The organism is Citrobacter sp. CK195 (genome assembly GCF_030333365.1).
GTDB classification, from domain to species: Bacteria; Pseudomonadota; Gammaproteobacteria; order Enterobacterales; family Enterobacteriaceae; genus Citrobacter_B; species Citrobacter_B koseri.
Genome location: NZ_JAOWGB010000021.1, coordinates 247,617 through 260,386 on the forward strand (window position 1 = coordinate 247,617; position 12,770 = coordinate 260,386).

The following is a 12,770-nucleotide window of genomic DNA, read 5'->3' on the forward strand; positions in this document are numbered from 1 at the left end:
GCGGGCTTTTTTTTGAACAGAATGAATGAGAATAACGATGCAAATACAAAAACCAACACTCGAATTGCTTTCCTGCAATGCCGCCTACCGTGAGAACCCGACGGCGTTGTTCCATCAGGTTTGTGGCGACCGCCCGGCAACGCTGCTGCTGGAATCTGCTGATATCGACAGTAAAAATGATCTGAAAAGCCTGCTGTTGGTCGATAGCGCGCTGCGCATTACCGCTTTGGGTGACACTGTCACTATCGAAGCGTTAACGGATAACGGTGCATCCCTGCTCCCGCTGCTGGATGCCGCGCTGCCTGCGGGCGTTGAAAATGCAGCGCAGCCCGGCAGCCGGAAGCTGCGCTTTCCCGCAGTAAGCCCGCTGTTAGATGAGGATGCGCGTCTGTGTTCGCTGTCGGTATTTGACGCATTCCGTCTGTTGCAGAACCTGGTGAATGTGCCTGCTGAAGAGCGCGAAGCCATGTTTTTCGGCGGTTTGTTTGCCTATGACCTGGTGGCGGGATTTGAAGCGTTACCGCAACTGGAAGCCGGTAATCGCTGCCCGGATTACTGTTTCTATCTGGCGGAAACGCTGATGGTGATTGACCATCAGAAGAAAAGCACCCGTATTCAGGCAAGCCTCTTTACCGATAATGAAGCGGAAAAACAGCGTCTGACGGCGCGCCTCGCGCAGCTGACGCAGCAATTAACCGAACCCGCGCCGCCGTTGCCCGTTACGCCAGTGCCGCAAATGCGCTGCGAATGCAGCCAGAGCGACGAAGAGTTTGGCGCCGTTGTGCGTACCATGCAGAAAGCGATTCGCGCAGGAGAGATTTTCCAGGTGGTGCCTTCCCGCCGCTTCTCATTACCCTGCCCGTCACCGCTGGCGGCCTATTACGTACTGAAAAAGAGCAACCCAAGTCCATACATGTTCTTTATGCAGGATAACGATTTCACCCTGTTTGGCGCCTCCCCGGAAAGCTCGCTGAAGTACGACGCGACCAGTCGCCAGATTGAGATATACCCCATCGCCGGCACGCGCCCGCGCGGTCGCCGTGCCGATGGCTCGCTGGATCGCGATCTCGACAGCCGCATTGAGCTGGAGATGCGCACCGACCATAAAGAGCTGTCTGAACACCTGATGCTGGTCGATCTGGCGCGTAATGATCTGGCGCGCATTTGTACTCCCGGCAGCCGCTACGTTGCCGACCTGACGAAAGTCGATCGTTATTCGTTCGTTATGCACCTGGTGTCCCGCGTGGTGGGTGAATTACGCAGCGATCTGGATGTGCTGCATGCTTATCGCGCCTGTATGAATATGGGCACGCTGAGCGGCGCGCCAAAAGTTCGCGCCATGCAGCTTATCGCCGGTGCCGAAGGGCGTCGTCGCGGCAGTTATGGCGGTGCGGTGGGCTATTTCACCGCGCATGGCGATCTCGATACCTGCATTGTGATTCGCTCTGCTCTGGTGGAAGACGGCATCGCCACCGTGCAGGCCGGTGCCGGAATCGTGCTGGATTCTGTTCCGCAGTCTGAAGCCGACGAAACCCGTAATAAAGCGCGCGCGGTTCTGCGTGCTATTGCCACCGCGCACCATGCACAGGAGATTTTCTAATGGCTGACATTCTGCTGCTCGATAACATCGACTCTTTTACTTACAACCTGGCAGATCAGCTACGGGCCAACGGCCACAATGTGGTGATTTACCGTAACCATATCCCGGCGCAGACCTTAATCGACCGTCTTGCGACGATGAAAAACCCGGTGCTGATGCTTTCTCCAGGGCCTGGCGTCCCCAGCGAAGCCGGTTGTATGCCGGAGTTGTTGACCCGTCTGCGCGGCAAGCTGCCCATTATCGGCATCTGCCTCGGACACCAGGCGATTGTTGAAGCCTACGGTGGTTACGTCGGTCAGGCGGGCGAGATTCTCCACGGCAAAGCGTCGAGCATTGAACATGACGGACAGGCGATGTTTGCCGGCCTTGTGAACCCGCTGCCGGTCGCTCGTTATCACTCTCTGGTGGGCAGCAACGTGCCTGCGGGGCTGACGATTAACGCCCATTTTAACGGCATGGTGATGGCGGTGCGTCACGACACGGATCGCGTCTGCGGTTTTCAGTTCCACCCGGAGTCCATTCTTACTACGCAAGGTGCGCTGTTGCTGGAACAAACGCTGGCCTGGGCGCAACAAAAGCTGGAGCCGACCAATACGCTGCAACCGATTCTGGAAAAATTGTACCAGGCGCAAACCATGACCCAGCAGGAAAGCCACCAGCTTTTCTCTGCCGTGGTCCGTGGCGAACTGAAGCCAGAACAACTGGCGGCGGCGCTGGTCAGTATGAAAGTGCGTGGCGAACATCCGAACGAAATCGCTGGCGCCGCTACCGCGCTGCTGGAAAATGCCGCGCCGTTCCCGCGCCCGGACTATCTGTTTGCCGATATTGTCGGCACCGGCGGTGACGGCAGCAACAGCATCAATATTTCCACCGCCAGCGCCTTTGTGGCGGCGGCCTGTGGACTGAAGGTGGCCAAACATGGCAACCGCAGCGTCTCCAGTAAATCTGGTTCGTCCGATCTGCTGGCAGCATTCGGTATCAATCTGGATATGAACGCCGATAAATCGCGTCAGGCGCTGGACGACCTGGGCGTCTGCTTCCTGTTCGCACCGAAATACCATACGGGTTTCCGTCATGCGATGCCGGTTCGCCAGCAGCTTAAAACCCGCACTTTGTTCAATGTGCTGGGGCCGCTGATCAACCCGGCTCACCCGCCGCTGGCGCTGATTGGCGTCTACAGCCCGGAGCTGGTGCTGCCCATTGCCGAAACTCTGCGGGTACTGGGTTATCAGCGTGCGGCGGTGGTTCACAGCGGCGGTATGGATGAAGTGTCGCTGCATGCGCCAACCATTGTGGCTGAACTGCACGACGGCGAAATCAAGAGCTACCAGCTCACGGCGGAAGACTTCGGCCTCACCCCGTATCACCAGGAACAGCTGGCAGGCGGCACGCCGGAAGAAAACCGTGACATTCTCACCCGCTTGTTACAAGGTAAAGGTGAAGCCGCTCACGAGGCCGCTGTCGCTGCGAATGTCGCCATGTTAATGCGCCTGCATGGTAAGGAAGATTTAAAGGCCAATGCGCAAACTGTGATTGATGTACTGCGCAGTGGCGCAGCTTATGACCGGGTTACCGCACTGGCGGCAAGAGGGTAAATGATGCAAACCGTTTTAGCGAAAATCGTCGCGGATAAGGCGATCTGGGTAGAAGCCCGTAAGCAACAACAACCGTTAGCCAGTTTCCAGAATGAGGTTCAGCCAAGTGCCCGCCATTTCTATGATGCGCTGCAAGGCACGCGTACCGCATTTATTCTGGAGTGTAAAAAAGCGTCCCCCTCCAAAGGGGTGATTCGTGATGACTTCGACCCCGCGCAGATTGCCGGTGTTTATAAACATTACGCGTCGGCGATTTCCGTTCTGACCGATGAGAAATATTTCCAGGGGAGTTTTGACTTTCTCACTGTTGTCAGCCGTATCGCGCCGCAGCCGGTTCTGTGTAAGGACTTCATCATCGATCCTTACCAAATCTATCTGGCGCGTTACTACCAGGCCGATGCCTGTCTGCTGATGCTCTCCGTACTGGATGACGAGCAATATCGCCAGCTTTCCGCCGTCGCCCACAGTCTGAAAATGGGCGTGCTGACGGAAGTCAGTAACGAAGAAGAACTGGAGCGCGCCATCGCACTGGGTGCGAAAGTCGTCGGCATTAATAACCGCGACCTGCGCGATCTGTCGATTGACCTTAACCGTACCCGTCAGCTTGCGCCAAAACTGGGGCACGGCGTGACCGTGATCAGCGAGTCCGGGATTAACACCTATGCACAGGTGCGCGAGCTAAGCCACTTCGCTAACGGTTTTCTGATCGGTTCTGCGTTGATGTCCCATGCCGATCTGCACGCCGCCGTGCGTCGCGTGCTGCTTGGCGAGAACAAAGTCTGCGGCCTGACGCGCGCTCAGGATGCAAAAGCCGCTTACGAAGCAGGCGCCATTTATGGCGGACTGATTTTTGTTCCCTCGTCGCCTCGCGTCGTAAATCTCGACCAGGCGCGCGAGGTGATAGCCGCAGCCCCCCTGCAATATGTCGGCGTATTCCGCAATACCGCTATCACCGAGGTATGTGAAAAAGCGACCACCTTGTCGCTCAAGGCCGTGCAACTGCATGGCAGCGAAGACCAGGCTTATGTCGATGCTCTGCGCGCCGCATTACCGGAACAGGTACAAATCTGGAAAGCGCTTAACGTGGGCGACGCACTGCCTGCTCGTGATTACCAGCACGTTGATAAGTACGTTCTCGATAACGGCCAGGGCGGCAGCGGCCAACGTTTTGACTGGTCGTTATTGAACGGTGAAACGCTGGACAACGTATTGCTGGCGGGCGGATTAGGCGCAGACAACTGCGTGGAAGCGGCAAAAACCGGCTGTGCCGGTCTCGATTTTAATTCTGGTGTAGAGTCACAGCCGGGCATCAAAGATGCACACCTTCTGGCCTCGGTCTTTCAGACACTGCGCGCATATTAAGGAAGAAAACATGACAACATTACTCAATCCCTACTTTGGTGAATTTGGCGGCATGTATGTCCCGCAAATTCTGATGCCTGCCCTGCGCCAGCTGGAAGAAGCGTTCGTCAGCGCGCAGAAAGATCCGCAGTTTCAGGCCCAGTTTGCCGATCTGCTGAAGAACTATGCAGGCCGTCCAACCGCGCTGACCAAATGCCAGAATATCACCGCCGGCACCAAAACCACGCTGTATCTGAAGCGTGAAGATTTACTGCACGGCGGCGCGCACAAAACAAACCAGGTACTGGGTCAGGCGCTGCTGGCGAAACGCATGGGTAAAACAGAGATTATCGCCGAAACGGGCGCAGGTCAGCATGGCGTGGCTTCCGCGCTCGCCAGTGCCCTGCTCGGTCTGAAATGCCGTATCTATATGGGCGCAAAAGACGTCGAGCGTCAGTCGCCAAACGTCTTTCGTATGCGACTGATGGGCGCAGAAGTGATCCCTGTACACAGCGGCTCCGCTACCCTGAAAGACGCCTGCAACGAAGCGCTTCGCGACTGGTCCGGCAGCTATGAATCCGCGCACTATATGCTCGGAACTGCGGCAGGCCCGCACCCGTTCCCGACCATCGTCCGTGAATTTCAGCGCATGATCGGGGAAGAGACGAAAGCGCAAATCCTCGAAAAAGAAGGTCGTCTGCCGGATGCCGTGATTGCCTGCGTGGGCGGCGGCTCCAACGCAATCGGCATGTTTGCGGACTTCATCAACGAAACCAGCGTGGGTTTGATTGGCGTCGAACCTGGCGGCCACGGGATTGAAACAGGCGAGCACGGCGCACCGCTGAAGCATGGCCGCGTAGGCATCTATTTCGGTATGAAAGCGCCGATGATGCAAACCGAAGAAGGGCAAATTGAAGAGTCCTACTCCATTTCCGCCGGGCTGGATTTCCCGTCCGTTGGGCCGCAGCATGCGTATCTGAACAGCATTGGTCGCGCCGATTACGTGTCGATCACCGATGACGAAGCGCTGGAAGCCTTTAAAACGCTCTGTCTGCATGAAGGGATTATTCCGGCGCTGGAGTCGTCCCATGCCCTGGCTCACGCCCTGAAAATGATGCGTGAAAATCCAGAAAAAGAACAATTGCTGGTCGTTAACCTTTCCGGTCGCGGCGACAAAGACATTTTCACCGTACACGATATTCTGAAAGCGCGAGGGGAAATCTGATGGAACGCTATGAAAACCTGTTTGCACAGCTGAAGGATCGCAAGGAAGGCGCATTTGTCCCCTTCGTGACCCTGGGCGATCCTTCCGTTGAACAGTCACTGAACATTATTGATACGCTGATTGAAGCCGGCGCCGACGCCCTTGAACTCGGCATTCCGTTCTCCGATCCGCTGGCAGACGGGCCGACCATCCAGGAAGCCACGCTGCGCGCGTTTGCCGCAGGCGTAACGCCTACGCAATGCTTTGAGATGCTGGCGCTGATTCGTCAGAAACACCCGACGATTCCGATTGGTCTGCTGATGTACGCCAACCTGGTGTTCAGCAAAGGGATCGACGAATTTTACGCGCAGTGCGAGAAAGTCGGTGTGGATTCCGTACTGGTGGCGGATGTGCCTGTTGAGGAGTCTGCGCCCTTCCGTCAGGCGGCATTACGCTACAACGTGGCGCCGATTTTCATCTGCCCGCCCAATGCCGATGACGATCTGTTGCGCCAGATAGCCTCTTATGGACGCGGTTATACCTATCTGCTTTCGCGGGCAGGCGTGACGGGCGCAGAAAACCGCGCCGCATTACCGCTGCATCATCTGGTGGAAAAACTGAAAGAGTATAACGCCGCGCCCCCGTTGCAGGGCTTTGGCATCTCTTCCCCGGAACAGGTTACAGGTGCCATTGAAGCCGGCGCCGCCGGGGCGATTTCCGGGTCAGCAATCGTTAAGCTCATTGAGAAAAACGTCGCAAACCCTGGGCAGATGCTGACCGAGCTGAAAGCGTTTGTCACGGCAATGAAAGCCGCGACCCGCGCATAATATTGCGCAGGCAACAGGCCCGATGATGCCATGCTTATCGGGCCAATCCTGTCATTCCCTCATCTGCTTCATTTTGTACATTTCGTTATCCGCATGCTGAATAGCCGTATCCAGATCGCGGGTTACTTCTGCGACGCCCCATGACACCGACAGCGGTACAACATGACCATCAACCATAAATGCATAATCATTTATCTGGCCGGTTATCCGCTCCGCGATGGCTATCGCGTCACCGATCTGCGCACGGTAAAGCAAAATAACGAACTCATCGCCGCCGGTACGAATCACCAGGTCATGACTGGTGCGGGTGTTAGAGAGCATTCTGTTGGCGATGATTTGCAACGCCCGGTCTCCCGCCACATGCCCCCAGGTGTCGTTGATGGCTTTAAACTTATTACAATCCAGCAGCACCACGCAGCTGCGCGTTAAGTCCCTGCGCTTCACAATATCAAGGATCTTGCGGTTAAAGCAGCCCGTCAGCGAGTCGATATACACCTTCAGGTCGCTCGCGTTCAGCCAGTATTTTAAGCCGAGGAAGATCAGGATAAAGAAGAATGGCGCCAGCAGAATCGCAATCCCGGCCTGCGTGTCGTATCTGACGAACCGATGCAGAGAGAGCGAGGAATGGAACGCATATTTTGCAGACATTGCGCGGATAGACTCCCCGGCAACAGGCTGGCAATCACCGCTCAGGCAGAGATTTTCCTGCGTGGGCGTATGCACCAGGGCCACATTAAGGCCGGGTGGAATATGATGTTCAAAGGCCTCCGTCAGCGCCTCCTGTAGCTCAGGTTTAGAATGGTCATACACCAGATACGCAACGATATGATCGGAGATCTCTTTTCCAGAAAGATCGTAAATATAACTGACTACGCTGTACGCTTTTTCATTCGTGATTTTGTCCGTATAAAAGTCCGTTGAACTGAGCGACTTGGATTTGACATTCTTTTGCAGCAGACGCGTATAAAAGCCCACGGGCGGTAAGAAAAAGTCGGTGATATCGCCCGCCATTTTAGAGTCGCTAAAATAGAAGGGTTTTGCATCTGCTGGCGTGAACCAATAAAAATAGCTGGCATCTTTGGCGATAATGTAGCGATGCGCGGCATAATCCCCCGGATTAAGGGTGTTCATCCGATCCCGAATAAACTCCGCCGCCGCAAACATACATAAAGCGTTAATATTGGGCTGACGGGAAACAATAGTGCCCGTTGCGGAATGGATCCGCGCCCGGTCGGCATTGATTCCCCATGAATCCGCATCCCTGGGGGAAAACCTTGAGAGGTTGCCGCACTGCCCGGCATTTTTGATCTGGTGATAGCGAACCCCTGTCGCATCGGCGATGAGTTCGTTATCGTTGAAAATATCCATCATCCGCGTTTGCAGACGACTCATCCCTTCATTCACAACGGCCTGTCGTTGTTCGTAAATAATAAAGAGATACAGTGAAGTAAAAAGTAAAGTGATAAGCGCTGACATCAACAACGCCTGGCTATTTCTTAGGCTGTCCTGAACAATCTTCACTGAGGCACCTTAAGCCTGAATCGCGGGGCCGAATACGTTAGTAGATTTTGCTGATACAGTACAGTTTTCAGTGATTAATCATCTCCTTCAATCGGGTATCCCGCCCTGCGAATAGCCTCACGGCAGTCACTGACGCCAGCGGCGTACCCGGCTTCAATCTCACAAACCGGACTCGAACTGCAATAAGGTAAACGGACGGGCGTAGCAATATTCTCTTCCAGCGCATCAATCTTATGCATTGCATCCAGCAGCATACGCAGCGCCTGTAAAGTGAACTCAGCCTCTTCATCTCTGACTATCGATTCCAGGGTCGCGATTTTTTGTTGCAGAAGGGCTTGAGTTACTATCATCGTCAATGCTCTCAAAACAGGCTTGTTTCAAAGATAGCATCTCAGGGAGAGGTATGATGTTGAAATCAGCAGAATATAAAAAGCGGGCTGTAAGACAGCCCGCTTTTTAGATGGGTCACATAAACTCAGAAACGATAACCGGCAGAGAACATAAATACCCACGGGTCGAGGCGGACGCTGTCATGCTGCTGGGCACCACCGAGTTTATAGCTTGCGGTAGTATCGATATCCATATACCAGACCGACATGTTAATTAACCAGTCCCGGTTAATCAGGTAATCCATACCCACCTGCCCGGCCATTCCCCAGGAATCCTTCAGACTCAGATCGGACAATCCTGTCTCTTTACCATTGTTGTTGAAACCTTCGTCAAAGAAGGTGGTGTAGTTTACACCTGCGCCAATATAAGGACGCAGTTTGCTACTGGCGTCGCCAAAGTACCACTGCGCCATTAATGTCGGCGGCAGGTGACGCACGGTAGCGATATCACCGGTATCCCCTGTCCCAATTTTATGGCGGAACGGCGTCGCCGCCAGCAGTTCAATACCAATGTTGTCGGTTGCCATATAAGTAAAAGTCAAACCGAGTTGCGTATTGTTACTGACATCAAAACCGTTCAGACTCCCCAGCGTTCCGCCTGCCCCTTCCGTCGGTCTCACGGTCGCCGAGCCCGCACGGATAAAAAACTCACCGCTCTCATGCGCAAGCGCACTACCAGAGAGAAGAGTACTTACTGCCAGGGCTGCCACTGTTAACTTTTTCATATCCGCTCCATCGTTATGGTTATAAATGCGTCACGAATATACCTACAATGGAGTAATAAGTGATCCAATACAGATCACATTAGGTCCTGTAATTTAACCTTTATTGATCCAGATTAATTTAGAACTTGCATCTAAAATCCTGGTTAAAGCCGTTTGAATCAAATTTTCCGAATTTTAGTGATAAATAGCCTTTTTCAACCAGGCGGATGGATTGTAAAAAAGAGGACGACTGGCGGTTTCGCAGCCAAAATTACCCGCGCTTTACAAAGATATGCTTTTCCATACACCCCGTGATGCTGCCACTGTAGAGTTATCCAGGGTACAATTGCCCGCAAATTAACACCTGCAAAACTCAAGGAGAGTGCATGTCTATCACGGCGAAGTCCGTTTACCGTGACACGGGGAACTTTTTCCGTAATCAATTTGTAACCATCTTGCTGGTTTCGTTGCTGTGCGCATTTATTACGGTGGTTTTAGGTCATGCCTTTTCCCCCAGCGATGCCCAAATCGCGCAACTCAGTGAAGGGGATCATCTGACCGGTAGCGTCGGCCTGTTCGATCTGGTGCAGAACATGACGCCGGAACAGCAGCAAATATTATTACGGGCTTCAGCGGCATCAACATTTTCAGGACTCATTGGCAATGCGATCCTGGCAGGGGGCGTTTTGCTGATGATCCAGCTGATTTCCGCCGGTCATCGGGTCAGCGCATTACGTGCTATCGGTGCCAGCGCGCCGGTTTTACCTAAATTGTTTGTCCTGATTTTTCTGACTACCCTGTTAGTGCAAATCGGTATTATGCTGATTGTCGTACCGGGGATTTTGATGGCGATTCTGCTGGCGCTTGCGCCGGTGATGCTGGTTCAGGACAAGATGGGCGTATTTGCCGCCATGCGCAACAGTATGCGTCTGGCGTGGTCTAATATGCGACTGGTCGCTCCGGCGGTGATCGGCTGGTTACTGGCGAAAACGCTCTTGCTGCTGTTTGCCCCCAGTTTTGCAGCGCTGACGCCGAATGTTGGCGCAGTGTTGGCGAATACGCTGAGCAATTTGATTTCCGCCATATTGCTCATCTATTTGTTCCGTCTGTATATGTTGATTCGCCAATAACCCTGAACGTGTTAAGGGCCAGTTTGCCCAAAACTTTTGATTACGGAATCGAAGAATGAAGCAGTTTCTTGATTTTTTACCACTGGTTGTCTTTTTTGCTTTTTATAAGCTGTACGACATCTATGCGGCGACCTCCGCCCTGATTGTCGCAACAGCCATTGTGTTGATCTACAGTTGGGTTCGCTATCGCAAGGTCGAAAAGATGGCGTTGATCACTTTCGTTCTGGTTGCCGTGTTCGGCGGCCTGACCATTTTCTTCCACAACGATGAGTTTATTAAGTGGAAGGTGACGGTGATTTACGGCCTGTTTGCCGGTGCGCTGCTGATAAGCCAGTGGGTCATGAAAAAGCCGCTGATTCAACGCATGTTAGGGAAAGAACTGACGTTGCCGCAGCCGGTCTGGTCTAAGCTGAACCTGGCATGGGCCGTATTTTTCATCCTCTGCGGGCTCGCCAATATCTACATCGCGTTTTGGCTGCCGCAAAACATCTGGGTCAACTTCAAAGTGTTCGGTTTAACCGCGCTGACGCTGATTTTTACCCTTCTGAGCGGGGTCTACATTTACCGCCATCTGCCGCAGGAAGATAAATCCTGAGTTCTGTTTGCCAGGCCGTCTGGTCTGGCATCCCCTTCACGCCAGCCTGACGCGCGTTTCCCCTCTGTTCTCCCTGCGCAAATCATAGTAGCATTCGCGCCTGAAATCTTTCTTCACAGTCGGTTCTACAATGACAACAACAAATAACGCTCCTCAGGGCGAACTGGTTTTACGCACGCTGGCCATGCCCGCCGATACCAATGCTAACGGCGATATTTTTGGCGGCTGGCTCATGTCACAAATGGATATTGGCGGCGCGATTCAGGCTAAAGAAATTGCTCATGGTCGCGTAGTGACCGTGCGCGTTGAGGGAATGAGTTTTCTGCGCCCTGTCGCCGTAGGCGACGTCGTATGCTGTTATGCCCGCTGCGTTAAACGCGGCACAACGTCTGTCAGCATTAATATTGAAGTGTGGGTGAAAAAGGTGGCGTCAGAGCCAATCGGCCAGCGTTATAAAGCAACCGAGGCGCTGTTCATCTATGTGGCGGTAGACAGTGACGGTAAACCTCGCCCGCTGCCGGTTCAGGCATGAATTACCGGATAAGGCGGTGCGCCGCCTTATCCGCTCTACGATTTAAGAGGATCGCGATTACTCGATCTGCGTGGTGCCGTTCAGACGGAAGATGATATTAACCACTAAGCCCGACCCCGGTTTCCCTGCTTCATAGCGCCATCTGCGCATCGCGTTTTTCACTTCACGCTCAAACATATTCGCCGGCTGAGCGGAAAGCACCTGAACATTCTCCACTCGCCCGTCTGAAGTGACGTCGAATTTCACTTTCACGCGGCCTTCAATACGCAACGCTTGCGCTCGTGCCGGATACTGCGGCTGGTTGCGGCTCAACGCGCGAGGCCCCGCAGGAACACTGACGGCCGGTTTGCTGGTTGCCGCTGCGGTATTCGTTGTCGGACGCGACGGCGCCGTATTTTCAAACGGTGCGGCCGGGCGCGATTCAGCAGGCTTAACATCACGTTTAGGCTGCTCCTGAACCTTTTTCACCGGTTTAGGTTTTGGCTTCGGCTTAGGTTTCGGCTTCTCAATCACCACCGGCGCCTCTTTTGGCGGCTCAGGAATAGGTTCCGGTTCCGGCTCAGGTTCGACGACGGGTTCCGGCGGCGGCTGAACCGCCTGTGGTGGCTCAAGATCGGCAGGCGCGACCATTGTGATTGAGATCGGCTGCGCGGGCGCAGGCAGTTCAATAACCTGATGTACCGAGGTATACAGCAGACCCGCCACTACAGCACCATGAATGCCAACGGAAAGTAACGTCGGCCAGTGAAAGCGACGAGGTAAATCAAGGGTCATTGAAGTCATAATCGTTTCAGTTAAAAAACCAGGCCTCGATTTTAAATGCAAATAGCAATCATATTCAATAAGACATCACGGTAAGCCGCATTTAAAACGCAATATTACCGCAAAAAGTCCCTGTGTTATGCACGGTCTTAACAAAGTCGTTATCTTTGCGTTGCAGTTGAAAGACCTTTCCAATAACGTAATTAACGACTTTTACCGATTAAGGAGCTCTACCCGTGCTGTATGTCATTTACGCTCAGGATATCGCCGATTCTCTTGAAAAACGTCTTTCCGTCCGCCCTGCCCATCTGGCACGCCTGCAACTGCTCCATGATGAGGGCCGACTGTTGACCGCAGGCCCTATGCCAGCCGTTGACAGCAACGATCCCGGTGCCGCCGGGTTTACCGGCTCAACCGTGATTGCACAATTCGAATCGCTGGAAGAAGCGCAGTCCTGGGCAGACGCAGACCCGTATGTGGCTGCGGGCGTGTATGCGCAAGTCTCTGTAAAACCGTATAAAAAAGTCTTTTAAATCAGGCGGGGTTTGCATTCATGGGCACCGAATACGG

The 12,770-nt window shown here is 53.8% G+C and carries 13 protein-coding genes, 1 pseudogene and 1 other annotated feature (1 of these 15 only partly in view); of the genes and pseudogenes, 10 read left to right on the top strand and 4 right to left on the bottom strand.

Features of this window, described 5'->3' with window-relative positions:
• Positions 1-14: a sequence feature (Trp leader region), on the top strand (it extends 81 nt beyond the left edge of the window).
• A 23-nt stretch (positions 15-37) separates the two neighbouring features.
• From OGX93_RS04370 to trpA, 5 genes are read left to right on the top strand one after another with little or no spacing between them, the layout of a single operon-like run.
• Complete coding sequence (locus tag OGX93_RS04370) at positions 38-1,600, top strand: anthranilate synthase component 1 (protein ID WP_047463534.1); 1,563 nt, start codon at positions 38-40, stop codon at positions 1,598-1,600.
• A complete protein-coding gene (gene trpD / locus OGX93_RS04375) occupies positions 1,600-3,195 on the top strand; it encodes a bifunctional anthranilate synthase glutamate amidotransferase component TrpG/anthranilate phosphoribosyltransferase TrpD (protein ID WP_012132219.1) in 1,596 nt (531 codons plus the stop codon). The genes OGX93_RS04370 and trpD overlap by 1 nt, the downstream gene beginning before the upstream one ends.
• A gap of 3 nt (positions 3,196-3,198) precedes the next feature.
• Positions 3,199-4,557, top strand: coding sequence for a bifunctional indole-3-glycerol-phosphate synthase TrpC/phosphoribosylanthranilate isomerase TrpF (gene trpCF / locus OGX93_RS04380; protein ID WP_286449596.1), 1,359 nt, complete (start codon positions 3,199-3,201; stop codon positions 4,555-4,557).
• Between the two features lie 10 nt (positions 4,558-4,567).
• On the top strand, positions 4,568-5,761 hold the full coding sequence (gene trpB, locus OGX93_RS04385; RefSeq protein ID WP_012132217.1) for a tryptophan synthase subunit beta: 1,194 nt from the start codon (positions 4,568-4,570) through the stop codon (positions 5,759-5,761).
• Positions 5,761-6,567: a tryptophan synthase subunit alpha gene (trpA, locus tag OGX93_RS04390; protein WP_049009727.1), complete on the top strand. Its 807-nt coding sequence runs from the start codon at positions 5,761-5,763 to the stop codon at positions 6,565-6,567. The genes trpB and trpA overlap by 1 nt, the downstream gene beginning before the upstream one ends.
• A gap of 51 nt (positions 6,568-6,618) precedes the next feature.
• Here the strand turns inward: trpA and OGX93_RS04395 are convergent, their stop codons facing one another.
• From OGX93_RS04395 to ompW, 3 genes are all read right to left on the bottom strand, one after another.
• Entirely contained in the window at positions 6,619-8,088 is a 1,470-nt protein-coding gene (locus tag OGX93_RS04395; RefSeq protein ID WP_047463528.1) for a GGDEF domain-containing protein, read from the bottom strand.
• Between the two features lie 74 nt (positions 8,089-8,162).
• Positions 8,163-8,438, bottom strand: a complete 276-nt coding sequence (locus OGX93_RS04400) for a hypothetical protein (RefSeq protein WP_286449569.1) — start codon at positions 8,436-8,438, stop codon at positions 8,163-8,165.
• A 125-nt stretch (positions 8,439-8,563) separates the two neighbouring features.
• Positions 8,564-9,202 (bottom strand): outer membrane protein OmpW, encoded by a 639-nt coding sequence (gene ompW, locus OGX93_RS04405; protein WP_012132213.1) that lies wholly within the window; start codon positions 9,200-9,202, stop codon positions 8,564-8,566.
• A gap of 250 nt (positions 9,203-9,452) precedes the next feature.
• Here ompW and OGX93_RS04410 point away from each other — a divergent pair.
• From OGX93_RS04410 to yciA, 4 genes and pseudogenes are all read left to right on the top strand, one after another.
• A pseudogene (locus tag OGX93_RS04410) lies at positions 9,453-9,542 on the top strand (YkgJ family cysteine cluster protein); the annotation flags it as partial.
• Positions 9,543-9,567: 25 nt separating this feature from the next.
• On the top strand, positions 9,568-10,311 hold the full coding sequence (locus OGX93_RS04415; RefSeq protein ID WP_012132212.1) for a YciC family protein: 744 nt from the start codon (positions 9,568-9,570) through the stop codon (positions 10,309-10,311).
• A gap of 55 nt (positions 10,312-10,366) precedes the next feature.
• Positions 10,367-10,906, top strand: a complete 540-nt coding sequence (locus OGX93_RS04420) for a septation protein A (RefSeq protein ID WP_012132211.1) — start codon at positions 10,367-10,369, stop codon at positions 10,904-10,906.
• A gap of 130 nt (positions 10,907-11,036) precedes the next feature.
• Positions 11,037-11,438, top strand: coding sequence for an acyl-CoA thioester hydrolase YciA (gene yciA, locus OGX93_RS04425; protein ID WP_012132210.1), 402 nt, complete (start codon positions 11,037-11,039; stop codon positions 11,436-11,438).
• Positions 11,439-11,495: 57 nt separating this feature from the next.
• Here the strand turns inward: yciA and tonB are convergent, their stop codons facing one another.
• Positions 11,496-12,221 (bottom strand): TonB system transport protein TonB, encoded by a 726-nt coding sequence (gene tonB / locus OGX93_RS04430; protein ID WP_286487774.1) that lies wholly within the window; start codon positions 12,219-12,221, stop codon positions 11,496-11,498.
• 215 nt (positions 12,222-12,436) lie between these two features.
• On the opposite strand from tonB, the gene OGX93_RS04435 reads away from it, so the two are divergent.
• A complete protein-coding gene (locus OGX93_RS04435) occupies positions 12,437-12,733 on the top strand; it encodes a YciI family protein (RefSeq protein ID WP_012132208.1) in 297 nt (98 codons plus the stop codon).
• Positions 12,734-12,770 lie beyond the last annotated feature (37 nt).

What these genes read in the sequence shown, in the direction of transcription:
- OGX93_RS04370 (WP_047463534.1), top strand. Translation starts at nt 38, where the DNA reads ATGCAAATACAAAAACCAACACTCGAATTGCTTTCCTGCAATGCCGCC.
- trpD (WP_012132219.1), top strand. Translation starts at nt 1,600, where the DNA reads ATGGCTGACATTCTGCTGCTCGATAACATCGACTCTTTTACTTACAAC.
- trpCF (WP_286449596.1), top strand. Translation starts at nt 3,199, where the DNA reads ATGCAAACCGTTTTAGCGAAAATCGTCGCGGATAAGGCGATCTGGGTA.
- trpB (WP_012132217.1), top strand. Translation starts at nt 4,568, where the DNA reads ATGACAACATTACTCAATCCCTACTTTGGTGAATTTGGCGGCATGTAT.
- trpA (WP_049009727.1), top strand. Translation starts at nt 5,761, where the DNA reads ATGGAACGCTATGAAAACCTGTTTGCACAGCTGAAGGATCGCAAGGAA.
- OGX93_RS04400 (WP_286449569.1), bottom strand. Translation starts at nt 8,438, where the DNA reads ATGATAGTAACTCAAGCCCTTCTGCAACAAAAAATCGCGACCCTGGAA.
- ompW (WP_012132213.1), bottom strand. Translation starts at nt 9,202, where the DNA reads ATGAAAAAGTTAACAGTGGCAGCCCTGGCAGTAAGTACTCTTCTCTCT.
- OGX93_RS04415 (WP_012132212.1), top strand. Translation starts at nt 9,568, where the DNA reads ATGTCTATCACGGCGAAGTCCGTTTACCGTGACACGGGGAACTTTTTC.
- OGX93_RS04420 (WP_012132211.1), top strand. Translation starts at nt 10,367, where the DNA reads ATGAAGCAGTTTCTTGATTTTTTACCACTGGTTGTCTTTTTTGCTTTT.
- yciA (WP_012132210.1), top strand. Translation starts at nt 11,037, where the DNA reads ATGACAACAACAAATAACGCTCCTCAGGGCGAACTGGTTTTACGCACG.
- tonB (WP_286487774.1), bottom strand. Translation starts at nt 12,221, where the DNA reads ATGACTTCAATGACCCTTGATTTACCTCGTCGCTTTCACTGGCCGACG.